Source organism: Kocuria rhizosphaerae, assembly GCF_044462265.1.
Classification (GTDB): domain Bacteria; phylum Actinomycetota; class Actinomycetes; order Actinomycetales; family Micrococcaceae; genus Kocuria; species Kocuria rhizosphaerae.
In genome coordinates this window covers 40857-64232 of record NZ_JBISWL010000129.1, presented here as the reverse complement: position 1 = coordinate 64232, position 23376 = coordinate 40857, and the positions used below count along the sequence as shown (strand labels likewise).

Annotated in this window: 16 protein-coding genes; 8 read left to right on the top strand and 8 right to left on the bottom strand. The window is 73.3% G+C overall.

Features of this window, described 5'->3' with window-relative positions:
• The first annotated feature begins 81 nt into the window (after positions 1 to 81).
• A complete protein-coding gene (locus ACH9EU_RS14845; RefSeq protein WP_396414685.1) occupies positions 82 to 2046 on the top strand; it encodes a penicillin-binding transpeptidase domain-containing protein in 1965 nt (654 codons plus the stop codon).
• Positions 2047 to 2169: 123 nt separating this feature from the next.
• Positions 2170 to 3144, top strand: coding sequence for an L-lactate dehydrogenase (locus ACH9EU_RS14840; RefSeq protein WP_396414684.1), 975 nt, complete (start codon positions 2170 to 2172; stop codon positions 3142 to 3144).
• A gap of 80 nt (positions 3145 to 3224) precedes the next feature.
• Here ACH9EU_RS14840 and putP read toward each other — a convergent pair whose 3' ends face one another.
• Together putP and ACH9EU_RS14830 are read right to left on the bottom strand one after the other, a co-directional pair.
• On the bottom strand, positions 3225 to 4742 hold the full coding sequence (gene putP, locus ACH9EU_RS14835; RefSeq protein WP_396414683.1) for a sodium/proline symporter PutP: 1518 nt from the start codon (positions 4740 to 4742) through the stop codon (positions 3225 to 3227).
• A gap of 261 nt (positions 4743 to 5003) precedes the next feature.
• Entirely contained in the window at positions 5004 to 6485 is a 1482-nt protein-coding gene (locus ACH9EU_RS14830; protein ID WP_396414682.1) for a helix-turn-helix domain-containing protein, read from the bottom strand.
• A gap of 161 nt (positions 6486 to 6646) precedes the next feature.
• On the opposite strand from ACH9EU_RS14830, the gene aceA reads away from it, so the two are divergent.
• The gene (gene aceA, locus ACH9EU_RS14825; RefSeq protein WP_396414681.1) at positions 6647 to 7930 is read left to right on the top strand and encodes an isocitrate lyase; all 1284 of its coding nucleotides are present in this window, start codon (positions 6647 to 6649) and stop codon (positions 7928 to 7930) included.
• 139 nt (positions 7931 to 8069) lie between these two features.
• On the top strand, positions 8070 to 9752 hold the full coding sequence (gene aceB, locus ACH9EU_RS14820; RefSeq protein WP_396414695.1) for a malate synthase A: 1683 nt from the start codon (positions 8070 to 8072) through the stop codon (positions 9750 to 9752).
• Here the strand turns inward: aceB and gluQRS are convergent.
• Positions 9728 to 10675 (bottom strand): tRNA glutamyl-Q(34) synthetase GluQRS, encoded by a 948-nt coding sequence (gluQRS, locus tag ACH9EU_RS14815; RefSeq protein ID WP_396414680.1) that lies wholly within the window; start codon positions 10673 to 10675, stop codon positions 9728 to 9730. The genes aceB and gluQRS overlap by 25 nt on opposite strands.
• 40 nt (positions 10676 to 10715) lie before the next feature.
• Between gluQRS and ACH9EU_RS14810 the strand changes: the two genes are divergently transcribed.
• Positions 10716 to 11609 carry an MBL fold metallo-hydrolase gene (locus tag ACH9EU_RS14810; protein WP_396414679.1) on the top strand — a complete coding sequence of 298 codons (894 nt, stop codon included), beginning with the start codon at positions 10716 to 10718 and terminating at the stop codon, positions 11607 to 11609.
• Here ACH9EU_RS14810 and ACH9EU_RS14805 read toward each other — a convergent pair.
• The 3 genes from ACH9EU_RS14805 to ACH9EU_RS14795 form a co-directional block, all read right to left on the bottom strand.
• Positions 11542 to 12390: a phosphatase PAP2 family protein gene (locus tag ACH9EU_RS14805; protein ID WP_396414678.1), complete on the bottom strand. Its 849-nt coding sequence runs from the start codon at positions 12388 to 12390 to the stop codon at positions 11542 to 11544. The genes ACH9EU_RS14810 and ACH9EU_RS14805 overlap by 68 nt on opposite strands.
• Before the next feature lie 156 nt (positions 12391 to 12546).
• Complete coding sequence (locus tag ACH9EU_RS14800; RefSeq protein ID WP_396414677.1) at positions 12547 to 14172, bottom strand: LuxR C-terminal-related transcriptional regulator; 1626 nt, start codon at positions 14170 to 14172, stop codon at positions 12547 to 12549.
• 38 nt (positions 14173 to 14210) lie between these two features.
• Entirely contained in the window at positions 14211 to 15329 is a 1119-nt protein-coding gene (locus ACH9EU_RS14795) for an NAD(P)-binding domain-containing protein (RefSeq protein WP_396414676.1), read from the bottom strand.
• Positions 15330 to 15516: 187 nt separating this feature from the next.
• Here ACH9EU_RS14795 and ACH9EU_RS14790 point away from each other — a divergent pair, with 187 nt between their 5' ends.
• From ACH9EU_RS14790 to menD, 3 genes are all read left to right on the top strand, one after another.
• Positions 15517 to 16515 (top strand): o-succinylbenzoate synthase, encoded by a 999-nt coding sequence (locus ACH9EU_RS14790; protein WP_396414675.1) that lies wholly within the window; start codon positions 15517 to 15519, stop codon positions 16513 to 16515.
• 168 nt (positions 16516 to 16683) lie between these two features.
• Positions 16684 to 18882 carry an alkaline phosphatase PhoX gene (locus ACH9EU_RS14785; RefSeq protein WP_396414674.1) on the top strand — a complete coding sequence of 733 codons (2199 nt, stop codon included), beginning with the start codon at positions 16684 to 16686 and terminating at the stop codon, positions 18880 to 18882.
• Positions 18883 to 18944: 62 nt separating this feature from the next.
• The gene (menD, locus tag ACH9EU_RS14780; RefSeq protein WP_396414673.1) at positions 18945 to 20648 is read left to right on the top strand and encodes a 2-succinyl-5-enolpyruvyl-6-hydroxy-3-cyclohexene-1-carboxylic-acid synthase; all 1704 of its coding nucleotides are present in this window, start codon (positions 18945 to 18947) and stop codon (positions 20646 to 20648) included.
• 269 nt (positions 20649 to 20917) lie between these two features.
• Here menD and ACH9EU_RS14775 read toward each other — a convergent pair whose 3' ends face one another.
• Together ACH9EU_RS14775 and ACH9EU_RS14770 are read right to left on the bottom strand one after the other, a co-directional pair.
• Positions 20918 to 22303 carry an MFS transporter gene (locus tag ACH9EU_RS14775; protein WP_396414672.1) on the bottom strand — a complete coding sequence of 462 codons (1386 nt, stop codon included), beginning with the start codon at positions 22301 to 22303 and terminating at the stop codon, positions 20918 to 20920.
• Between the two features lie 262 nt (positions 22304 to 22565).
• Entirely contained in the window at positions 22566 to 23372 is an 807-nt protein-coding gene (locus tag ACH9EU_RS14770; protein WP_396414671.1) for an ATP-binding cassette domain-containing protein, read from the bottom strand.
• Positions 23373 to 23376: the final 4 nt, after the last annotated feature.

The window sequence follows — 23376 nt, the reverse complement described above, 5'->3', positions numbered from 1 at the left end:
CCACCGGTTCCGTCGTCGCCGGGCACGGCGGCCGGCCGCGGCCCCTGTCCCCGCCGCCGCGGCGGCACTAGATTTGGGCCCGTGCAGACGACTCCTCCGCAGCCCCCGGCCCGGCGACCGCACCGTCGGCGCTCCGCCGGTGCCCTCTCCCTGGCCCTGAGCGTGGGCCTGCTCGCCGGCAGCTGCTCGGCGCTCCTCCCGGACGACGGCCGGGAATCGGCCGAGGCGTTCGCCGCGGCGCTGTCCTCGGGTGGGCTCGGGCAGCTGGAGCTCGGCGGCGCCGAGGGCCCGGCGGCCCAGGAGGAGTACGAGCGGATCACCGCGGGACTGGGCCGGGCGACGCCGTCGGTGGCCGTCACCGCGGTCGAGGAGACCGCCGAGGAGGAACGCCGCGAGGCCACCCTCTCCTGGACGTGGGACCTGGCCGGCACCGAGCAGGACTGGTCCTACGACGCGACGCTGTCCCTCGTCCGCGGCGACGGCGGGCAGTGGGTGCCCCGGTGGTCGCCGGACCTGGTGCACCCCGCCCTCGAGGAGGGAGAGGCACTCCGGGCCCGCGGCGTGGACGCCGACCGGGGCGACGTCCTCGGCGCCGGCGGCGAGGTCCTCGTGACGGAGCGGCCGGTCCGCAGGCTCGGCGTCGACCGCTCCCTGCTGGAGGGCACCGACCCCGGGGCGGCGGCGCGCGCCCTCGCGGCGGTCGTGGAGCTCGATCCCGCCGCCTACGCCGCGGCCGTCGAGCAGGCCGGTCCCGAGGCCTTCGTCGAGGCGATCACCCTGCGGCAGGAGGACTTCACGGCCCTCGACGCCGGGCGCCTCGAGGCGGTTCCCGGGCTGCGCGTGGTCGAGGACGAGCTGCCGCTGGCGCCCTCCCGCGACTTCGCTCCCGGCGTGCTGGGGAGCGTGTCCGAGGCGACGGCGGAGGACCTGGAGTCCGGTGAGCTCGCCGCCGGGTCGATGGTCGGCCGCGGGGGAGTGCAGGAGCGCTTCGACGACCGGCTTCGCGGCACCCCCGGCGTCGTCGTCGAGGAGGTCCCCGCGGAGGCCGCCGGCGCGTCGCCCGCCGAGCCGCTGTTCGAGGTGGCCCCGGAGGACGGCCGGCCGGTCGAGCTGACCCTGGACCGGGACCTGCAGGCCACCGCCCAGGAGCTGCTGGCCGGGTTCGACTCCCCGTCCTCGATCGTGGCGATCCGTCCCTCCACGGGTGAGCTCGTCGTCGCCGCCGACGGACCGGGCTCCGAGGGGTACCCCACCGGACTGCTCGGGCAGTACGCCCCGGGATCCACCTTCAAGGTGATCACCTCGCTCGGCATGCTGCGGAAGGGTGACACCCCGGCCACCACGGTGCCGTGCCCCCCGTCCATCACCGTCGAAGGCGTGCGCTTCGCCAACGTGGAGTCCTACCCGGCGGAGTTCACCGGCTCGATCCCCCTCACGGACGCGCTCGCCCACTCGTGCAACACGACGTTCATCGGTCAGCACGACCGGATCAGCCAGGCCGAGCTCGCCGAGGCCGCGGCCGCCCTCGGCATCGGCGTGGAGACGGATCTCGGCGTGCCCTCCTTCACCGGCTCCCTCCCCGAGGAGGAGGACCCGGTCCAGCACGCGGCGGCCATGTTCGGCCAGGGCCGCACCCTCGTCTCCCCGCTCGCGATGGCGAACGCCACGGCCTCGGTCGTGGCGGGGCGTCTCGTGGCCCCGAGCGTGGTCGCGACCGAGGGCCTGCTCGACGACGGCGCCACGGCCGGTCCCGCCGGGGCGAAGCCGGTGACCGGGCCGGAGGCGGAGCAGCTGCGCACCATGATGCGGGCGGTCGTCACCTCCGGGCATCTCGCCGACCTCCAGGGGCTGCAGCCGGACACGGCCCTCGGCAAGACCGGCACGGCCGAGTACGGCACCGAGGACCCGCCGCGCACGCACTCCTGGATCGTCGCCGCACACGAGGACCTCGCGGTCGCGGTCTTCGTGGAGGACGGGGACCTGGGCTCGGTCACGGGCGGGCCCGTCGCGCGGGACTTCCTGGCGGCGGCCTCCCGCACCGGCTGACGGGCCGTCGCGGCGGAGGGGACCGGCGGGCGGCCGGCTCCGGCCGTCGGGACTTCCGGCGCGCAACCTCGGCGGCCAGGATGGGGAGGACAGCATCCGCAGTCCAACGCCGAGGAGCTTCCCGTGCCGCAGCCCGTCCCCGTGTCCGCTCACAACACCCGCACCAGGATCGGCGTGGTCGGCGCCGGCTCCGTCGGGTCCTCCCTGGCCTACGCGGCCCTCATCCGGGGGACCGCCCAGGAGGTCGCCCTCTACGACCTGGCGGGGGACCGGGTGCGCGCCGAGGGGCTGGACCTCGCCCACGGCGCGATGTTCACCCCGGCCTCCCGGGTCACGGCCTCCGACGACGTCGCCGTCCTCGCGGACTCGGACGTGGTGTTCGTCACGGCCGGGGCCAAGCAGAAGCCGGGGCAGACCCGGATGGACCTCGCCGGAGCCAATGCGGCCGTCCTCGAGACGCTCATGCCGCGGCTCGTGGAGCAGGCGCCCGAGGCCGTCTTCGTGCTCGTGACCAACCCGTGCGACGTGCTCACGGTGGTCGCGCAGCGGATCACGGGCCTGCCGGCCGGGCGGGTCATGGCCTCGGGCACCGTGCTGGACACCTCGCGGCTGCGGTGGCTGCTGGCCGAGGAGGCCCGGGTGTCCACCGCGAGCGTGCACGCCACGATCGTCGGGGAGCACGGGGACACCGAGTTCCCCCTGTGGTCGAGCGCCAACATCGGGCAGATCCCGCTGCGCGAGTGGACGGTGGACGGGCGCCGGCCCTTCACCGAGGAGCGCCTGGCCGAGGTCGCGGACCGGACGATGAACGCCGCCTACACCGTGATCCGGGGCAAGGGAGCCACCAACCACGCGATCGGTCTCGCGGGGGCGCGCGTGGCCGAGGCCGTGCTGCGGGACGAGCGCACCGTGCTGCCCGTCTCCACGGTCCTGGAGGACTACCGGGGGATCAGCGGCGTGGCCCTCTCCGTGCCCTCGGTCGTGGCGCGGCGCGGCGTCGTCGAGCAGCTGCTGGTGCCCATGGACGAGCGGGAGGTGGCCCTGCTCCGGCGCTCCGCCGAGGCGATCCGGGGGACCCTGGCGTCCATCGGCCGCTGAGCCCCGGCGCCCCGGGAACGCGGAGAGGGCCCGTTCCGGTGCGGAACGGGCCCTCTCACGGGTGACGGGAGGTCAGCGGGTCACGAGACGGCGGACTCCGCCTTCGCCGCCTTCATCTCGTCCTGCGCGGCGTGCGCGAGTTCGGCCGCGGAGTCGAACTCCCGCTCGACCTCGGGGTCGTGCCGGTAGGTGGCGAGGGAGACCGCGACGGCGGCCACCGTGCACACGACGAAGCCGGGGATGATCTCGTAGAGATCGGCCCACGGGGTGACCGTCCACACGAACACGGTCACGGCGCCCAGGGCCATGCCCGTGATGGCGCCGAGGCTCGTGAGCTTGCGCCAGAACAGGGACAGGATCACGATCGGGCCGAACGCGGCGCCGAAGCCGGCCCAGGCGAAGGCCACGAGGCCGAGGATCGTGTTGTTCTGCTGCCACGCGAGCGAGGTCGCCACGAGGGCCACCGCGCCCACGCCGGCACGGCCCAGCCAGACCTGCTTGCGGGCCGAGGGCTCCTCCTTGACGGTGAGCTTGTAGAGGTCCTCCACGAGGGCGGAGGAGGAGACGATCAGCTGCGAGGACACCGTGGACATGATCGCCGCCAGCACGGCCGCGAGGACGAAGCCCGCGATCACCGGGTGGAAGAAGACCTGCGCGAGGTCCAGGAACACGGACTCGGGGTCGGTGGGGGCCTCGTCCGGGCGGTTGCCGTAGTAGGCGATGCCGACCAGGGCCGTGGCGATGCCGCCGATCACGCTGAGCACCATCCAGCCGATGCCGATCCGGCGGCCGTACTTGGCGTCGGAGGGCGAGCGCATCGCCATGAAGCGGACGATGATGTGGGGCTGGCCGAAGTAGCCCAGGCCCCAGGCGAGCGCGGAGACGACGCCGACCACGGTGGCCCCGCGCACGAGGGAGAGGGCGTCGGGGTCCACGGCCGTGATGTTCTCGGCCATCTGCCCGAACCCGCCGACGCCGATGATGCCCACGATGGGCACGAGCAGCAGGGCGGCGAACATCATGACGCCCTGCACGACGTCCGTGTAGGTGGCGCCCAGGAAGCCGCCGAAGAGGGTGTAGCCGATGGTCACGCCGGCGACGAGCAGGAGGCCGGCGTGGTAGGTCGACCCGAAGGAGGACTGGAAGAAGAGCCCGCCCGCGACCATGCCGGAGGAGACGTAGAAGGTGAAGAACACCAGGATGATCACGCCGGCGACGATCCGCAGCATGCGCGAGCCGCCCTTGAGCCGGTTGTCCAGGAAGGACGGGATCGTGATGGAGTTGTGCGATACCTCCGTGTAGGAGCGCAGCCGCGGGGCGATGAACTTCCAGTTCAGCCAGGCGCCGATCGTCAGGCCGATCGCGATCCAGGCCTCGACGAGACCGGAGACGAAGATGGCTCCCGGAAGGCCCATGAGGAGCCAGCCGGACATGTCGGACGCGCCGGCGCTGAGGGCCGCCGTGCCGGGCTTGAGGTTCCGCCCGCCGAGCATGTAGTCGTCGAGATTGTTGGTGCGGCGGTTGGCGTAGAGGCCGATGCCGATCATGGCAGCGAAGTAGATGACGATCGCAACCGTCTGTGCTATCTGCTGGGTCATACTGTCCTTTCCGCCCGGCGCCGCCCGGTGGAGCGCAGCTGCCGGGAGAGGGGTGGAGAACAAAAGATCCCAGCAAACTGTACGCATCTCTCGGGCGTGTTGCCAGTCGAGGGGGCCGTGGGCGGGACCCGGAGCGGCTCCCGCGGGGCCTCGACCGCCCCCTGACCGGGAGTGACGCCGGTGCTCCCGCCGTCCCGGGCGCCCCGGTTCCGCGCCCCGGTTCCGCGCCCCGACCCCGAGCCCCGGCCCCGCGCCGCCCGCTCAGGCGCGGTCGTGGGCCTGCAGGAACTCGTAGACCTCGCGCTCGTCGACGCCCGGGAAGGCGCCCTCCGGCAGGGCCGCGAGCACGTGCGAGTGCGCGCGGGTGTTGGGCCAGGCGTGGCCGGCCCACACGCGGCTGAGCTCCGCCGGGGGACGGCGGCAGCACGAGGGGTCCGGGCAGGTCGAGACGGTGCGGTGCGTGGTGTCCCGGCCGCGGAACCACCGGGCGTCCGTGAACGCGACGCCCACGCCGATGGAGAACGCCCCCTGGCTCGAGAGCTCCGTGCGCGTGGAGCACCAGTAGGTCCCCGAGGGCGTGTCCGTGTACTGGGCGAACGCGGTGAACTGGTTGGGCTGGTCGAAGACCGTGCGCCCGGACCACTTCCGGCACGAGATCTGGCCCTCGATCGCCCCGGTGTGGTCCATGGGGAAGGCCAGCCCGTTGTTCTCGTAGGCCTTGTGGATCACCCCGGAGGAGTGGACCTTGTGGAAGTGCGTGCGGATGCCGAGGTGGCGGGTCGCGAGGTTCGTGAAGCGGTGCCCGGCCGTCTCGTGGGAGACCGCGAACCGGTCCTTGAGGTCCTCGAGGAAGAGGTCCCTGCTCTTCTTCGCCTCGGTCAGGAAGGGCACTGTCTGGTCCTCGGGCAGCATGACGGCCGCGGCGAAGTAGTTGGCCTGCACTCGCTGGAAGAGGAACTCCGCGTAGTCCTTCGGCGGCTCGTGGCCGAGCACCTGGTGGCCCACGGCCTGCAGCAGCACCCCGCGCGGGTCGTGGTCCGCGCGCGGACTCTGCACCAGGTAGATCCGCTTGTTGAGCAGGTCCGTGACCGAGCGCGTCGAGTGGGGCAGGTCCGTGACGTGGTGGATGCTGTAGCCGAGTCTGCCGACCATCTCCGAGATCACCGAGTTCGAGACGGGCCCGGAGGAGTAGCCGCCCAGGTTCAGCAGCTCCTTGGCGGCCTGCTCGAGGTCCGGGAAGTAGTTGTCCTGCTCCCGCATCAGCCGGCGCAGCTGCACGTTGGCCCGCCGGGCCTCCTCCGGCGTCGCCGAGTTCTTCTCGAGAGCCTGCGCCAGGCGCTCCTGCAGGGCGACGATCGCCTCCAGCACCTCGGTGGACAGCGCGGAGCTGACCCGGACCGTGGGCAGGCCGAGCTGCTCGTAGAACGGCGAGCGCTGGGTCCGCTCGAGCTGGATCTCGAGGGCCTCGCGCCGATCGGCGGGCTCCGCCCCCAGCAGGGCGTCCACGGTCGTGCCGAGCACGTCGGCCAGCCGCTGGAGCAGGCTCAGCCGGGGCTCGCGGCGCCCGTTCTCGATCACCGACAGCTGCGACGTGGCGGTACCCGCCTGCTCCGCGAGCTCCGCGAGGGTGAGCCCGCGGTGCTTGCGCAGGGACCGGATGCGCCGGCCGAGACCGATCAGGTCGGTCTCCCCCGTGCGCTCCGTCGTCGTCGGCTCCTCGTATCCCCAGGCACTGGTCGTCATTTCTTCATGATATGAGAAAAATCGGGAAATTTCATCCAGGAAAAGGGGTTCACCTCGGGGTATTCGGGGGCAAAGTGGTGTGTGTCACCGGGAAAACGCGAAGTTGCCCGTGATCTGATGACCTTCAGAGCCTGACCACGGATACTCAACGAGGAGCCGACATGTCCTACCCCAACGCCCCCAAGACCGCCGACGAGATCCGCCAGGAGTGGGACGCCGACCCGCGCTGGGCCCAGGTGCGCCGCGACTACACCGCCGAGGACGTCGTCCGGCTGCGCGGGTCGGTCCAGGAGGAGCAGACCCTCGCCCGGCGCGGTGCGGAGCAGCTGTGGCAGAAGCTGCACACCGAGGACTTCGTGAACTCGCTGGGGGCCCTGACCGGCAACCAGGCGGTGCAGCAGGTCAAGGCCGGCCTCAAGGCGATCTACCTCTCGGGCTGGCAGGTGGCCGGTGACGCGAACCTCGCGGGCCAGACCTACCCCGACCAGTCCATCTACCCCGCGAACTCCGTCCCGGCGGTCGTGCGCCGCATCAACAACGCCCTGATGCGCGCCGACCAGATCGAGCACTCCGAGGGGATCAGGACCGTCGAGGACTGGCTGGTCCCGATCGTCGCCGACGCCGAGGCGGGCTTCGGCGGCCCGCTCAACGCCTACGAGCTGATGAAGTCCATGATCGCCTCCGGGGCGGCCGGCGTGCACTGGGAGGACCAGCTGGCCTCCGAGAAGAAGTGCGGCCACCTGGGTGGAAAGGTGCTGATCCCGACCCAGCAGCACGTCCGGACCCTCAACGCGGCCCGTCTCGCGGCCGACGTCTCCGACGTCCCCTCCGTGGTCATCGCCCGCACCGACGCCGAGGCGGCCACCCTGATCACCTCGGACGTCGACGAGCGCGACCAGCAGTTCATCACCGGCGAGCGCACGGCGGAGGGCTACTACAAGGTCCGCAACGGCCTCGAGGCCTGCATCGCCCGCGGCAACGCCTACGCGCCGTACGCGGACCTGCTGTGGATGGAGACCGGCACCCCGGACCTCGAGCTCGCCAAGAAGTTCGCCGAGGGCATCCATGCCGAGCACCCGGACCAGATGCTCGCGTACAACTGCTCGCCGTCCTTCAACTGGAAGAAGCACCTGGACGACGCGACCATCGCGAAGTTCCAGCGCGAGCTGGGCGCGATGGGCTTCAAGTTCCAGTTCATCACGCTCGCCGGCTTCCACGCCCTGAACTACTCGATGTTCGACCTGGCCCACGGCTACGCCCGCAACCAGATGACCGCCTACGTGGACCTGCAGGAGCGCGAGTTCGCGGCCGAGGAGCGCGGCTACACGGCCACCCGCCACCAGCGGGAGGTCGGCACCGGTTACTTCGACCTGATCTCGACCGCGCTCAACCCCGCGTCCTCCACCACGGCCCTGGCCGGCTCGACCGAGGCCGCCCAGTTCTGATCCGGAGCCGCACCGGCCCGGCGCCGGTGCACCGACCGGCCGGGAGCCCCGCAGGGGTTCCCGGCCGGCCCGCACCCACAGGCCCTGTCCTGCGCCCTGACGTCTCTTCCGTCGCCACTCTTCCGAGGAACCAGCCATGATGACCATGACCAGCAATCCCGTGACGATCAACGGCGTCACCCTCACCGGCCACCACGTGCCCCGGCAGAACAGCGTGCTCACCCCGGACGCCCTGGGCTTCCTCGCCGCGCTGCACCGGGAGTTCGAGCCGCGCCGCCGCCGGCTGCTCCAGGACCGTGAGGACCGCCGTCGGGCCATCGCCCGTGGTGCCGACCCCGCCTTCCTGCCCGAGACGCGCGAGATCCGCGAGGACGACACGTGGCGGGTTCCGCCGCCCCCGCCCGGGCTGGAGGACCGCCGCGTGGAGATCACCGGACCCACGGAGCGGAAGATGACCATCAACGCCCTGAACTCCGGGGCGAAGGTGTGGCTGGCGGACATGGAGGACGCCAACACGCCGCACTGGACGAACGTGGTGACCAACCAGCTGAACCTCATGGACGCGCTCGAGGGCACCATCGAGCTCACCACCGCCCAGGGCAAGAGGTACGCCCTGAACAACAAGGACGCCCGGCAGAACCCGACCATCGTGGTCCGGCCCCGCGGCTGGCACCTCGACGAGCAGCACCTGTCCGTGCGGGACGAGCCGATCGCCGGCGCGATCGTCGACTTCGGCCTGTACTTCTTCCACAACGCGCGGCGGCTGAAGAAGCTCGGTCTGGGCCCGTACTTCTACCTGCCCAAGACGGAGTCCCACCGCGAGGCCCGGCTGTGGCACGACATCTTCACCCGCGCGGAGTCCGTGCTGGGCATCGACCGCGGCAGCACGCGCGCCACCGTCCTGATTGAGACGATCACCGCCGCGTTCGAGATGGAGGAGATCCTCTGGGAGCTCGGCGAGCACGCGGCGGGCCTCAACGCGGGGCGCTGGGACTACATCTTCTCGATCATCAAGAACTTCCGCGCCCGTGGCCCCCGGTTCATCCTGCCGGACCGGAGCGCGGTGACCATGACCCAGCCCTTCATGCGCTCCTACACCGAGCAGCTCGTGCGAGCCTGCCACCGCCGCCAGGCCATGGCGATCGGCGGGATGGCCGCGTTCATCCCGTCCCGCCGGGACGAGGAGGTCAACCGGGTCGCCATGGAGAAGGTCCGTGCCGACAAGCAGCGCGAGGCCGACGACGGCTTCGACGGCTCATGGGTGGCGCACCCGGACCTCGTGCCCGTCTGCCGCGAGGTCTTCGACGAGGTGCTCGGCAGCAGGGCGAACCAGCTCGACCGGCGGCGCGAGGACGTCGTGCCCGACGACAGGGCCCTGATCGACATCGCCTCCGCCGTGGGGAAGATCACCGAGGAGGGGATCCGCAACAACATCGAGGTGGGGATCCGCTACATCGAGGCCTGGCTGCGCGGCAACGGTGCGGTGGCCATCCACAACCTCATGGAGGACGCGGCGACGGCGGAGATCTCCCGCTCCCAGATCTGGCAGTGGGTGAACAGCCGTGCCATCACGGATCGGGGCGAGGAGATCACCCGGGAGTGGGTGGGCGAGCTCGTGGACGAGGAGTTCGCCCGGATCGAGCGGGCCGAGGGCGACCGGTTCGACGACGCACGGTCGGTCTTCGAGGAGGTCGCCCTCGGGGACGACTTCCCGGAGTTCCTCACCACCGCCGCCTACGAACGGTTCCTGGCCGAGCCCGAGGACCCGCACGCCACCGAGGACGAGCAGCCCCGGCGTCAGGAGGTGCGCCCGGCCGGCTGACCGGTCCAGCGGGACGGGTCCACGAGCCAGGGCTCGCGCGGCAGGACGTCCTCGTCGAAGACGGCGAGGACGTCCTGTGCCGTGCGGACCCGCCCGGGCAGGCGGAGGGAGAGCCCGATCCAGCCCATGACCTCGGCCGGACCGTGGCCGGCGGCCGCGAGCTCGGCGAGGGTGACGGCGCCGTCCCGCTTCGCGAGGCGCTTCCCCTCGGGGTTGAGCACGAGGGGGACGTGCGCCCACTCGGGCTCGGGCAGCCCGAGCAGCCCGGCGAGGTGCGCCTGCCGGGGCGTGGAGGGCAGGAGGTCGTCGCCGCGCACCACCTGGTCCACGCCCTGGTGCGCGTCGTCCAGGACCACGGCGAGCTGGTAGGACGGGCGGCCGTCGTTGCGCAGCAGCACGAAGTCGTCCACGGCCCCGGCGACGGCGCCCGCCCAGCGGTCCGCCACCGTGAGACTGCTCACGTCCGCGCGCAGCCGGAGGGCCGGAGGCCGGTCCCGGCGACGCCTCGACCGCTCGGCCGCGCTCAGCTCCCGGCACGTGCCCGGGTAGACACCGGGCGCCCCGTGGGGTGCGCCGGCGGCCGCCTGGATCTCACGCCGGGTGCAGTAGCACTCGTAGGTGAGGCCCGCCGCCGTCAGGCGCCCGACGACGGCCCGGTGCTCGGCCTCGCGGGTGGACTGCAGCAGCGGCTCCCCGTCCCAGTCGAGACCGAGGCGGGCCAGGTCCTCGAGCTGCCGCCCGGCCGCCCCCGGGCGGACGCGGTCGATGTCCTCGATCCGGAGCACGAACCGGCGGTCCGTGGAGCGGGCGAGCACCCACGCGAGCACCGCGGTCCGGAGGTTGCCGAGGTGCAGGTCCCCCGAGGGGGAGGGAGCATACCGGCCGGCGCCGCCGCGCGCACCGCGTGACCTGGAGGTCGTCATGGGTGCCAGGATAGACAGCGACGGTCGGTACGCTGGACGGGTGGCGCGCATCAATTCCCTCCGCGACGGCGTCTTCGCCGTGAGCACGGACAACTGGAGGCTCAACTCCGGTGTCGTGCTCGGGACGCGCCGCGCCCTGGTGATCGACACCGGCGCGGGGCCGCGCCAGGCCCGGGAGATCCTGGAGGCCGTCCGCTCGCTGACCTCCCTGCCCCTGGCGGTCGTGAACACCCACGCCCACTACGACCACTTCATGGGCAACGCGGTCTTCCAGCGGGCCGGGGCCGAGGACTTCTGGGGACACCGCGGCTGCGCCGAGGCCATCCTGGCGCACGGTGACTTCCAGCGCTCGTACGTGGGCACGCACGAGCCGGAGATGGCCGCGGCGGAGGGCCTGGACACCCGCATCGTGGTGCCCAACCGGCACCTGCCCGGCACCGGGCGGCGCCCCTCGGTGACCCGCGTGGACCTGGGCGAGCGCTCCGTGGTGCTCTTCTCGCTGGGCCGCGGCCACACGGACAACGACGTGTGCGTGGGCGTCGACGACGTCGTCTTCACGGGGGACCTCGTGGAGGAGGGGGCCGACCCGAGCTTCGAGGACTCCTATCCGCGGGGCTGGGTGGACGCGCTCGACAGCCTGGCCTCCCTCGACCGCTACCGGGTCTACGTCCCCGGCCACGGCGTCCCCGTGGAGCGCGGCTACGTGCGGCAGCAGGCGCGGACCATGCGCGCCGCGATCGAACGCGTGGACTCCAGCGAGCGGGCCGGGGCGGAACCGCACGGCGTGCGGCCCGTCACGGCCTCGATGTTCCGGCTGCCCTACAACCCGGGGGCTGCGAGGGTCCTGCTCGACCGGCTGGAGCGGATCAGGGTCGAGGACGGTGCGGCCGGGGATTTTGCATCGCTGACAGTGCCGCGGCCACGAGCAGACTGACGCCGAGGATCGCCGCGCACCCGGCCGCGGCCGCGTAGCCACTGCCCAGCTCCTGGAGGGCGGCCCACAGGGGAAGCAGCCCCGCGAGCAGGGCGCCGACCCCGAGCACCGCCGCCACCGCCGTGAGCCCCCCGCCGGGCACGGGCCGCTCCACGGGGCCGGTGGCCCGCAGCACGAGGCCACCGAGGGCCGCCCACCCGGCCACGACCAGCAGCGCCGCCACGACGTCGGAGGGCCGATGCCAGCCGTTGAGCAGCGTGGCCACGCCCGTCGCGGTCGTCGCGCCCGCGCCGAGCAGGGCCACCACCGGCCGGGACCGGGCCGGGGCCGCGAGCAGGACCACGGCGACCGCGGCCGCGGCCGCGGCGGTGTGGCCCGAGGGGAAGGAGTTCACGGCGGTCTCCTGGACGCCGAGGTCCGGCTTCTCCAGGAGCACGCGCTTGAGCAGCTGGACCGTGAGGTTCGACAGCACCACGACCGCCGCCCCGGTCACCACGGGGACGAGCCGGCGGGAGCGCACGGCCAGCACCGCCAGGCACAGCGCCGAGGCCGTGCCCACCGCCCAGGGGACGAGGTCCAGGAGCTGCTGAGCCCGCACGGAGAGGTCCGGGAACGCCCCCTTGGCCTGCTGGAACGCCAGCTCGTCGAGCCACTGCCCGGTCGTCGTGGTCAGCGCCACGGCTCCCACGAGGTAGGCGGCGCCGAACATGGCCGCGGCCCCCAGCACGTGCACGAGTGCCTGGACGACGGTGGGAGCGGGGCGGTGGGCGGTCGTGGTCATGGATCTCCTGGCCGGGCGGTCGGGCGGACGGCACCGGCCACGGGGGGGGCCGAGCGGCTCCGCGCGCGGACCCCCATGATCCCACGTCCGGATCGGCACGAGCCGGGAGGAACCGGGTGACGGGCCGGGAACGCCCGGGTGCCCGGGGCGGGCGTTCTACACCAGGCCGTTCTCGAAGGCGAAGGCCGCGGCGGCGGTGCGCGTGGGCACGTCCAGCTTGGCGAAGATGTTCGACAGGTGACGGGCGACGGTCTTCTCGCTGAGCACCAGCGCCGCCGCGATCTCGGAGTTGGTCCTGCCCGTGGCCACCAGCCGGAGGACCTCCACCTCCCGCTCCGTGAGGCCCCCCGGCAGCGCGGGCCGCAGCATCCGCGCCGCCTCGGCCTCCGCCGGCCCCACGCCGAGCTCCCGGAACGTGCGCCGCGCGGCGTTGAGCTCCTCGAGGGCCGACCGCCGGTCGCCGAGCTCGTGCAGGGCCCTGCCGACGAGCAGGCGTGACCGGGCCGTCTCGTACGGAGCCGCGAGCTTCTGCCAGGCGTGCATCGCCGAGCGCAGTGCGGACAGCGCGTCCGCGGGCCGCCCCGTGGCCAGCAGGACGCCACCCGCGGCGTGGTGGGCCATCGCCTTCAGCCCGGGGCAGCCGAACGATTCCGCGACGGCCGACAGCTCCTCGCTCACCGCGCTCGCCTCGGCGGCCTCTCCCGCGGCCAGGAGGATCTCGACGGCGGCGGGCAGCAGGTGCGAGCGGTGCACCGGATCGCGGGGCTCGGCCAGCAGCCGCCGGATCGCGGCCAGGGCGTCGGCCGGGCGGCCCCGCGCCAGCCACAGCAGGGCCAGCCCGGGCTGGGGGTCGTGCCCGAAGCCGATGGCCCGCTCGTAGGCCGCCTCGGCCGCGGTGAGGTCGCCGAGAATCCGCAGCACGCCGCCGCACTCGTCCATGGCCAGGCCGGCCGGGGCCGGGGTGCCCGCCAGCACGTAGCGCTCCACCGACAGCTCGAACTCCTCGACCGCCGCGGCGAAGGCGCCCCGCAGGCGCAGGATCTGACCGCGGTGGACGGCGCACTGACCGGTGAAGGGGACGAGGCCGGGCTGCGCGTCGATCCAGTGCGTCAACGCGGTGGTCCACTCGGCGGCCCGGGCGAAGTCGGAGACCTCCTGGCAGGCCTCGACCAGCGAGCAGTAGGTCTCCCCGGCGATGATCGGCGAGACCTCGCCGGTGGAGATCCCGATCATCGCCTCGTCGAGCAGGGCCAGCCCCTCGGGGACGTGTCCGGAGTACATCTGCAACCGTCCCAGGGCGTTCAGTCCCTCGGAGAGCAGGTCGGGGTCGCCGAAGCGGCGACCGTGGTCGGTGATCTCGAGGGCCACGGCGTACGCCTCCTGGTACTCCTGGGCGACGATGTGGCGGAGCAGCACCGGGCTGAGGACGTGGCCTCGTTCGACCACGTCGCCGCCGACCTCCGCCAGCAGGCGCTGGGCGCGCGCGATCCAGCCGCCGGCCACCGCCCCCTCGCCGCTGCCGAGCAGCACCCTGCCCAACCAGGCGGCGCACCGGACCGCCGGCAGCGTCTCGCCGGCGTCCAGGTGCGCCTTGTAGGCACGCTGCATGGCGTGGATGGCGTCGTTCCTGCGTCCCAGCAGGTACGCCGTGGTGGCCAGCCGGGCGAAGTCGTCGGCGGACACGGCGCCGCCCTCGGCCCCGGAGAGGCCTTCGAACGCCGCGACCCACTCGCGGCGCTCGAAGGCCTCCCGCGCCCTGGCCAGGTCCTCGACCACACCCATGCGCACCACTCTTCCCCTCGGAGCCCCCAGGGTAGCGCTCAGTGCTGCAGGATGCCCGGGCGCCGCTCGGCACGTGACGGACCCGGCGTGCTCCGCGCGATCCGCCGGGCGATGTACCGGGCGTCACGGCTGACGCCCGGGAGCAGCATGGAGCTGAAGGCGTACTGGAAGCTCAGCCCGCAGAAGTACATGCCCGGAGCGCCGTCGACCACCCCGCGGTATTCCCTGGGCCAACCGTCCTCCTGCAGCACGTCCGCGGGGAGCCAGCCGAACCTCTGCCGGAAGCCGGTGCACCAGACGACGTTCTGCACCTCGAGCTTCCGCCCGTCCACGACAGGGAGGCCCTCGGAGACTCCGGTGACCCGTGCCAGGACACGCTCGACCCCGCGCTCGAGCAGATCCTCCCGCTTGACCCGGAGCATCGGACCGCCGTGCACCCGTACGTGGGCCATCCCCCTGCGGCCGAACGGCGTGCGGCGGGTCAGGACGTGCCGCGCCGTGAACACCAGCACGGGGGCGAGCCGGCGGGCCCTGCGGGATTCGAGCCGGAACGGCAGCTGGCCGCAGTCACGCCCGCACAGGACGGTCTCGTGGGTGAGCGCGACCTCGTAGGCGATGTCGGTGCCCGAGTGCGAGGCGCCGACCACGAGCACCTTCCCGGGCCGGAGCTGACCGGGGCGGCGGTACTCGCTGGAGTGCAGCTGCATGATGGACGGGTCGAGGTCGGCCGCGAAGTCCGGGACGTGGGGTGTGCGGCCGAACGTGCCGGTCGCGACGACCACGTTGTCACAGGTCAGCGTGCCCGCGTCGATCGTCACGGAGTAGCCGCCGCCGGGGCGGGCCGTGACGTCCTCCACCCTCGTGCTCGTCCGCACGGGCAGGTCCCAGTGGAGGGCGTAGCTCTCCAGGTAGTCGGCCACCTCGTCCTTGTGCGGGAAGGACCAGGGCTCGGCGGGGAAGGGAAGGCCGGGCAGCCCGTCGTACCCGGCCGGCGTGTAGAGCCGCAGGGTGTCCCACTGGCGCCGCCAGCCGTCCCCCACCCGGTCGTTGGCGTCCACGACGAGGAACGGCCGGCCGAGCCGCTGCAGGTGGTACCCCGTGGCGAGGCCGGCCTGTCCCGCCCCGATGACGAGCGTCTCGATGTGCTGGGTGCTCATGATGACAACCTCCGTGGATTCGCCGCCGATGGAACCAGGCTAGGAGGGGCCGGGCGACTCCCGCGTCGGACGGTGTGCGCAACCGCCGGCGGGGGGCATGGGTGGATCTGCCCATGGGCGTCCGTGGGGAGTTCGGCGCGGGGTCCTCCGGGCGGAGGCCGGACGGGGAGAACCTAGGCTGGGAGCCATGAACGCCGCACCGCTGCCCCAGCTCGACGACCTGCTCGCCGACGTCCACGTGGTCGGCCTGCCGCTGCGCGTGCGCTTCCGCGGGATCGACGTGCGGGAGACCGTCGTGCTCCGCGGCCCGGCCGGGTGGGCGGAGTTCGGCCCGTTCCCCGAGTACGGGGACGCCGAGGCGGCCGCGTGGCTGCGGGCCGCCGTCGACGCCGCGTGGCACGGCTACCCCGCCCCCCGGCGCACCCGGATCCCGGTCAACGCGACCGTGCCCGCCGTCCCCGCGGACCGGGTCCACGAGGTCCTCGCCGGTTTCGGGTCGGACGTGGGGGCCGTGAAGGTCAAGGTCGCCGAGCGGGGTCAGGACCTCGACGACGACGACGCCCGGGTCGCGGCCGTGCGGGCCCTGCTGCCGGAGGCCGAGCTGCGGGTGGACGCCAACGGCGGGTGGGACGTGCCCACGGCGCTCTCGGCGCTGGACCGGCTGGGTCGGTACGGGCTCGCCTACGCCGAGCAGCCCGTGCCCACGATCGCCGGTCTCGCCGCCGTCCGCGAGGGGCTGGCCGCACGGGGCGTGCCGGTGCTGGTCGCCGCGGACGAGTCCGTGCGCAAGGAGTCCGACCCCCTGGCGGTGGCCCGGGCAGGCGCCGCGGACCTGCTCGTCGTCAAGGCGGCCCCCCTCGGCGGCGTGCGCCGGGCCCTGGAGGTCGTTGCGCGGGCCGGGCTGCCCGCCGTGGTCAGCTCCGCGCTGGACTCCTCGGTGGGGATCAGGGCCGGGCTCGCGCTCGCCGCGGCCCTGCCGGAGCTGCCGTACGCGTGCGGCCTCGGCACCCTGTCCCTGATGCGCGCCGACGTGCTGCGCGAGCCGCTCCGCCCGGCCGGCGGGGTGATCGAGCTGCGGGACGCCGTTCCGGACCCGGCGCTGCTCGAGCGCCACGCGGTGACGGCCGAGCGGCGGAGGTGGTGGCTGGACCGGCTGGTCCGGGTCCACGCGCTCGCGGCCGGGTGAGCGTCGACCGCGCGTGCCGGTCCGGCGCTCGCGGTCGACGCACGCTCACGTCGCGTTCACCGGCGGTTCAGCGGAGCGCTCCCGTGACCTCACCCGGCGGTGGTGCAGTGGCGGAGCACCCGTTCCCGGCCGCGGAGTTCCGCGGACCTGATCCCCAGGGGGAGACCCATGACCGAAACCGCCCAGCGCACCGTCCTGCCCATGCTCGGGCACGCCCGGGGCAAGCGCAGCCCGCTGACCTGCCGGCTCAAGTGCGGCAACGCCTGCGCCGGGCCGGAGTGCAACACCTCCGGCAACGGCTGGTTCCGGGACATCGCCGGCGCGGCGCTGTCCCGCCGTGCGGCCCTCGGTCTCGGCGCGGCCGCGGCCGTGACCGTCGGCGTCGTCGGCGCCGTCCCCGAGGCGGCCCAGGCCCACGGCCGCGGTCGTTCGGGGCTCTCCTTCACGCCGATCGCCCCCGTGCCCAACACGGTCGACGACGTCACCGTCCCCGAGGGCTTCGACTGGTCGCCGATCATCCGCTGGGGCGACCCGCTCTTCGCCGGCTCGCCGGAGTTCGACCCGATGAACCAGACCGCCGAGGCTCAGGCCCGGCAGTTCGGCTACAACTGTGACTACCTCGACATCCTCCGGGACCGGGGCGGGCGCACGGGCGTGCTCGTGAGCAACCACGAGTACACCAACGAGAACACCATGTTCCCGGCGGAGCAGCAGGGCGACCTCGAGCGCGTGGCGCGGGTGGCCATGGCGGCGCACGGCATGTCGGTGGTCGAGATCACGCGGACGAAGGCCGGCCAGCCCTGGTCCTACGTCCGCGGCGGCGCCCGCAACCGGCGCATCACCCTGAGCACGGCCTTCAGGATGGACGGCCCTGCCGCGGGCTCCGACCTGCTGAAGACGGTGGAGGACCCGACCGGCACCGTGGTGCTCGGGACCCAGAACAACTGCGCCGGGGGCACCACCCCGTGGGGCACCGTCCTCTCCGGCGAGGAGAACTTCAACCAGTACTTCCAGGGCAACGGGTCCGCGGAGCAGCAGCGGTACGGCATCTCCACCGAGGCCCCGGGCCGGCGCTGGCACGAGGTAGAACCTCGCTTCGACTCCTCCCTGCCGGGCTACGAGAACGAGCCGAACCGCTTCGGCTGGATCGTGGAGATCGACCCGCAGGACCCCTCGTCCACGCCGGTGAAGCACACGAACCTGGGCCGCTTCAAACACGAGGGCGCCACCGTGCGCGTGGCCGAGGACGGCACCGTCGTGGCCTACTCGGGCGACGACGAGCGCTTCGACTACCTCTACAAGTTCGTCTCGACAAAGAAGTACGTCGAGGGCGACCGGGCGCACAACATGACCCTGCTCTCCGAGGGCAACCTGTACGTCGCGAGGTTCACGGGCGACACCGAGGCCGAGATCGACGGCTCGGGCCGCCTGCCCTCGGACGGCGCCTTCGACGGCTCCGGAGAGTGGCTCCCACTCGTCGTGGACGGCGAGTCGGCGGTGGAGGGCATGTCGGTGGACGAGGTCCTGGTGTACACCCGTCTGGCCGGGGACAACGTCGGGGCCACCAAGATGGACCGCCCGGAGGACGTCGAGCCGTCCCCGCGGACCGGGAAGGTCTACGTGGCGCTGACCAACAACACCCAGCGCGGCACCGCCGGCAAGGCCGGTCCCGACGAGTCGAACCCCCGCACGCAGAACCGGGCCGGGCACGTCATCGAGCTCACGGAGCGGGACCTGCGCGCCGACGCCGTGGCTTTCGACTGGAACATCCTCATCGTCGCGGGAGACCCGGCGAAGGACCCGTCGACGTACTTCTCCGGCTTCCCCGCCGAGAAGGTCTCGCCGATCTCCTGCCCGGACAACCTCGCGTTCGACTCCCGGGGAACGCTGTGGATCTCCACCGACGGCCAGCCCGGCACCATCGGCTGCAACGACGGGCTGTTCCGGGTGGGCCTCGAGGGCGGTGAACGCGGCAACGTCCAGCAGTTCCTCGCCGTCCCCCAGGACGCCGAGACCTGCGGCCCCGTGATCCACGACCGCGAGGGCATGGTGTACGTGGCCGTGCAGCACCCCGGCGAGGACGGGTCCTTCGAGGAACCGCGCTCCTACTTCCCGGACTACGTGGTGCCGACCCGTCAGGGCGACGGCGAGTGGTCGATCCCGCGTCCCTCCGTCGTGCAGGTCTTCACCGTGGGCCGCGGCACGGAACCGGAGTTCCCCGGCGCGATCTCGGACCGTCCCGGGCGGGAGCACCACCAGCACGGGCACCGCAGGAACGGCAAGCACGGCCCCCGCTACCGCGGCTACCGCGGCAAGGCGACGGCCGAGACGAAGGCGGCCGCGCGCTCGGCGGCCCGCTCCTACTGAGCGTCGCACCGAGCAGCACGACCGGGCCCCGGTCCGCCGACGGGGAGATACGCTGGTCTGCTGTGACCACCCCCTCCCTCGACACCGCCCGCGCCGTCCTCGAAGAGCTCGCCGGCGCGGGGATGCGCCACCTCGTCGTCGCCCCCGGGTCCCGCTCCGCGCCGCTGGCCTACGCCGCGGCGGCCGCCGCGGCGGCGGGCGCCCTGGAGGTCCATGTGCGGGTCGACGAGCGGGGCGCGGGCTTCACCGCCCTGGGCATCGCACGGGCCACGGGGCGCCCGGCCGGGGTGCTCACCACCTCGGGTTCGGCGGTCGGCAACCTGCTGCCGGCCGTGATGGAGGCCGACCACGCCGAGGTGCCGCTCGTGGTGGTCTCCGCCGACCGGCCCCCCGAGCTGCGCGGCACCGGCGCGAACCAGACGACCCGTCAGCCGGGCATCTTCGGCGGCCACGTGCGCGCCGTCGTCGATCTCCTCCCCGGGGACGACGACGTGCCGGCCCGCCTCGCGGGCGCCCTCGCCGCGCTGGCCGGCCGCGCCGGGGACGGACCCCGGCCCGCCGGGCCGGTCCAGCTCAACGTGGCCCTGCGGGAGCCGTTGCACCCCGCGCCGGAGGACGGCCCCGTGCTCGCCGCCTGGGCGGGCCGGCTGGCCGGGCGCCGTCCCGGCGACCCCGGTCCCGGCCCGCGCGCCGTGGCCGCCGGGCCCGTCCACGGTCCCGGCCCGCAGGCCTGGTGCTCCCGCGCCGTGGTGGTCGCCGGCGACGGCGCGGGCCCGGAGGCGGCCCGCTTCGCCGAGGAGTGCGGGCTCCCGCTGCTCGCGGAGCCCTCGTCGAACGCGCGCACCGGCCCGCATGCCGTGGGCGCCTACCGGCTGCTGCTCGGGACCGCGCTCGGCGGGCAGGTCGAACGGGTGCTGCTCGCCGGGCGCCCGACGCTGTCGCGGCCCGTCGCGGCGCTGCTCGCCCGTGCGGACGTGCTGACCGCGGCCGTCCAGCCCCTGCCCGTCGCGTGGTACGAGCCGGGGCGCCGGCGCGAACGGGTGCTGCGGAGCTGGGCCGAGGCCTCGGCCTTCACCGGCCGCGGTGCCCCGGGCTGGCTGGCGCAGTGGCAGGAGCGGGGCGCCGCCGCGGACGCGGCCGTCGCCGGGGTGCTGGCCGAGGACCCCCTGTGCGGACCGGCCGCGGCCGCCCTGGTGTGGGACGCCTGCCGGCGGGACGGGTCGGTGCTCGTGGCCGGCTCGTCGAACCCCGTGCGGGACCTCGACCTCGCGGCCGTGCCCGGTCCCACCGCGCCGCTGGTGCTGGCCAACCGGGGCCTCGCCGGGATCGACGGGACGCTCGCGACGGCGACCGGGGCGGCCCTCGGCGCGGACCGGGCCGTGCGGGCCTTCGTGGGGGACCTGACCTTCCTCCACGACGCCTCGTCCCTGCTGCTCGGCACGGGGGAGCGGGAGCCGGACCTGCAGGTCGTGGTGCTCAACGACGGCGGCGGGGGGATCTTCACGACGCTGGAGCACGGGGCGGTGGGGGAGCAGGCGGAGTACCGGGCGACCGTGGAACGCTTCTTCGGGACCCCCCACGAGGCCCGGCTCGAGGCCCTGTGCGCGGGGTACGGGGTGGCCCACCACCGGGCGGCGGACCTCGCCGCCCTGCAGCGGGCGCTCGCCGGGCCGGTGCGGGGCCGCTCGGTCGTGGAGGTCCCCGCCGACCGGCGGGACCTGCGGGCCCTGCACGCGCGGTTGCGGTCCGCGGTCGCGGGGCGCTGAGCCGGAGCGGGGCGGGCAGTGAGGCGGCCCGCCCGGCAGCTCCTGAACAGGAGGGGCGTCGACGTCCTCTGAAGGGACGGACACGCGATCGGTCCGGGCGGGCCGTCGCATCGCTGTGCGATGTACATCACATTCTAGGCCCGTCGCGGGCGCTCGACAAGAACGATTTCCGGCAGCGACCCGACGTCGAGGCGGCGCGGGGCCGTCCCGGCGCGCGGCGAGGCCCCGCCCCCGGGTGGGGGACGGGGCCTCGCCGGGGGCCAGCGGGGTCAGCCCTGGGGGCTCGGCGTGGGGTGCTCGTCGGGCCGGTGGTGCAGGGCCATCTCCTCGACCTCGTGCTCGGCCTCGTCCAGCTTGCGCTGGTGGGGGACCAGGAGGGTGACCACGGCACCGACCAGGGCCACTCCGGCGAAGACGTAGAACGCCTGCGGGCCCCCGAACCCCGCCGCGGCGAGCCAGCCGCCGATGATCGGACCGAAGATGCCGCCGAACCGGCCCATGCTGGCGCAGAAGGCGACGCCGGCGGCCCGGGCGTTCGTGGTGTAGTAGTTCGACTGGAAGCCGTAGACCAGCACCTGGGTGCCGATCGTGCCGACGCCGGCCACACCGATGAAGGTGAACAGCAGGGGGAGCGGGAAGCTGAACGTCATGAGGATCAGGGCGAGGGCCGCCAGGGCGAACGTGGTCGCGATCATCCGCTGGGGGCCGGTCCGGTCCGCCAGGCGGGACGCCAGGAGGCCGCCGACCAGCGCGGAGGCGTTGAGCACCACGACGAAGTAGAGCGGGCTGATGTCGTGTCCGTAGCCGTTCATGATCACGGCGAGCCAGGTGTTCAGGCCGTAGGTGAGCAGAAGGCCGCAGAAGGAGAGCGTGCCCAGGAGGAGGGAGGCCAGGGCGAACTGCTTGGAGAACACGGCCGCGTAGCCGGTCCGGCGCGGAGCCGCGCCCACCTTCTGGATGACCTGCTCCTCGAGCAGCGGGATCCCGGTCCTGCGGGAGACGGCCTCGGCCTGCTCCCTGCGGCCGCGGGCCAGCAGCCAGCGGGGGGACTCGGGCAGCTTCCACAGCATGAGCGGCACCAGCAGGACGAGGGGCAGGGCGCCGATCATGAACAGTCCGCGCCAGCTGATGTCCGTCAGGAAGGCGATGCCCATGAGGGCGGCGAACACGCCGCCGGCGGGGACGCCGGAGTAGACGATGCCGTTGTAGAACTGGCGGCGGCCGCCGGGGGCGAACTCCGCCATGGTGGCGCCGGCGGTGGCGATCACGATGCCCAGCCCGACGCCGGTGACGAACCGCATGGCGCCGAAGGCGAACACGGTCTGGGTGAGGGCGGTGATGAACATGCCGATCGAGAACCAGGCGACTCCGGCGATGAGCAGCCGGCGGCGGCCGAAGAAGTCGCCGATGGCCCCGCACAGGAGCGAGCCCAGGAGCACGCCGATCAGGGCGTAGGAGCCCACGAGCCCGGCCATGGCCGGATCGAGGGGGCCGATCTGCGTGGGGTCCTGGAGCAGGGTGGGAAGGGCGACGCCGTAGATGACGAGGTCGTATCCGTCGAACAGGAGCGCGGTGAAGATGATGAAGGCCACGAAGCCGGCCGTTCTCTTCTCGAGCTGCGGGTTCTCCGAGATGTCGAGGTGTGGTTGTGACATGGTCCCCGGGTCCTCTCTGGTCAGAGCATGGTGGAAGGGCGGAAGCGGGGAGAGCGGTGGTGCGCCCCCCGGGCTCGTTCCAGCGTGACAGACCTGTGATCCCTGTCATATGAGGTGAATACCCAGGTCTACGCCAGGGGGGTTTTCAACTCCTCAGCATATCAATGGGTCTTACCACAGCGTCTCCGGATATGAATCAGGGCCCGCCGTCCGACGACGGCGGGCCCTGGCCGGCAACGGCGGGTCTCCGGCGCGCGGAGCCTCAGTGCTCCGGGGCCCGGACGTGGGTGGGGTTGAGCACACGGGACAGGAAGGCCTGGGTGCGGGCCTCCCGCGGCCGGCCGATGAGCTCGGCGGCGGGGCCCTCCTCCACGACGACGCCGCCGTCCATGAAGACGACCTTGTCGGCGACGTCACGGGCGAACTCCATCTCGTGGGTGACGACGAGCATCGTCATGCCCTCGGCGGCCAGGTCCCGCATGATTGCCAGGACGTCGCCCACCGTCTCGGGGTCGAGCGCGGACGTGGGCTCGTCGAAGAGCATCAGGGACGGGTTCATCGACAGGGCCCGGGCGATGGCCACGCGCTGCTGCTGGCCCCCGGAGAGCTGACCGGGATGGCTCCCGGCCTTCTCGGCCAGCCCCACGCGCTCGAGGTTGGCACGGGCGATCCGCTCGGCCTCGGCCCGCTCCCGCTTGAGCACCTTGACCTGGGCCACGGTGCAGTTCTCGAGCGCGCTCAGGTGCGGGAAGAGGTTGAACTGCTGGAAGACCATGCCCACGTGCCGGCGGATGCGGTCGACGTCGGCCTCCGGGTCGGTGACCTCGACGTCGCCGATCGTGATCCGGCCGCGCTGGGGCGTCTCCAGGAGGTTCACGCAGCGCAGCAGCGTCGACTTGCCGGAGCCGGACGGGCCGATCAGGCAGACCACCTGGCCGGCCTCGACGCCGAGGGAGATGCCCTTGAGGACGTCGAGGGACCCGTAGGACTTGTGCAGGTCCTCGACGACGACGGACGCGGCGTCGGCGAGCCGGTCGGCGCCACCGGGGCGGGGGGATGCGGTGCTCATCGTC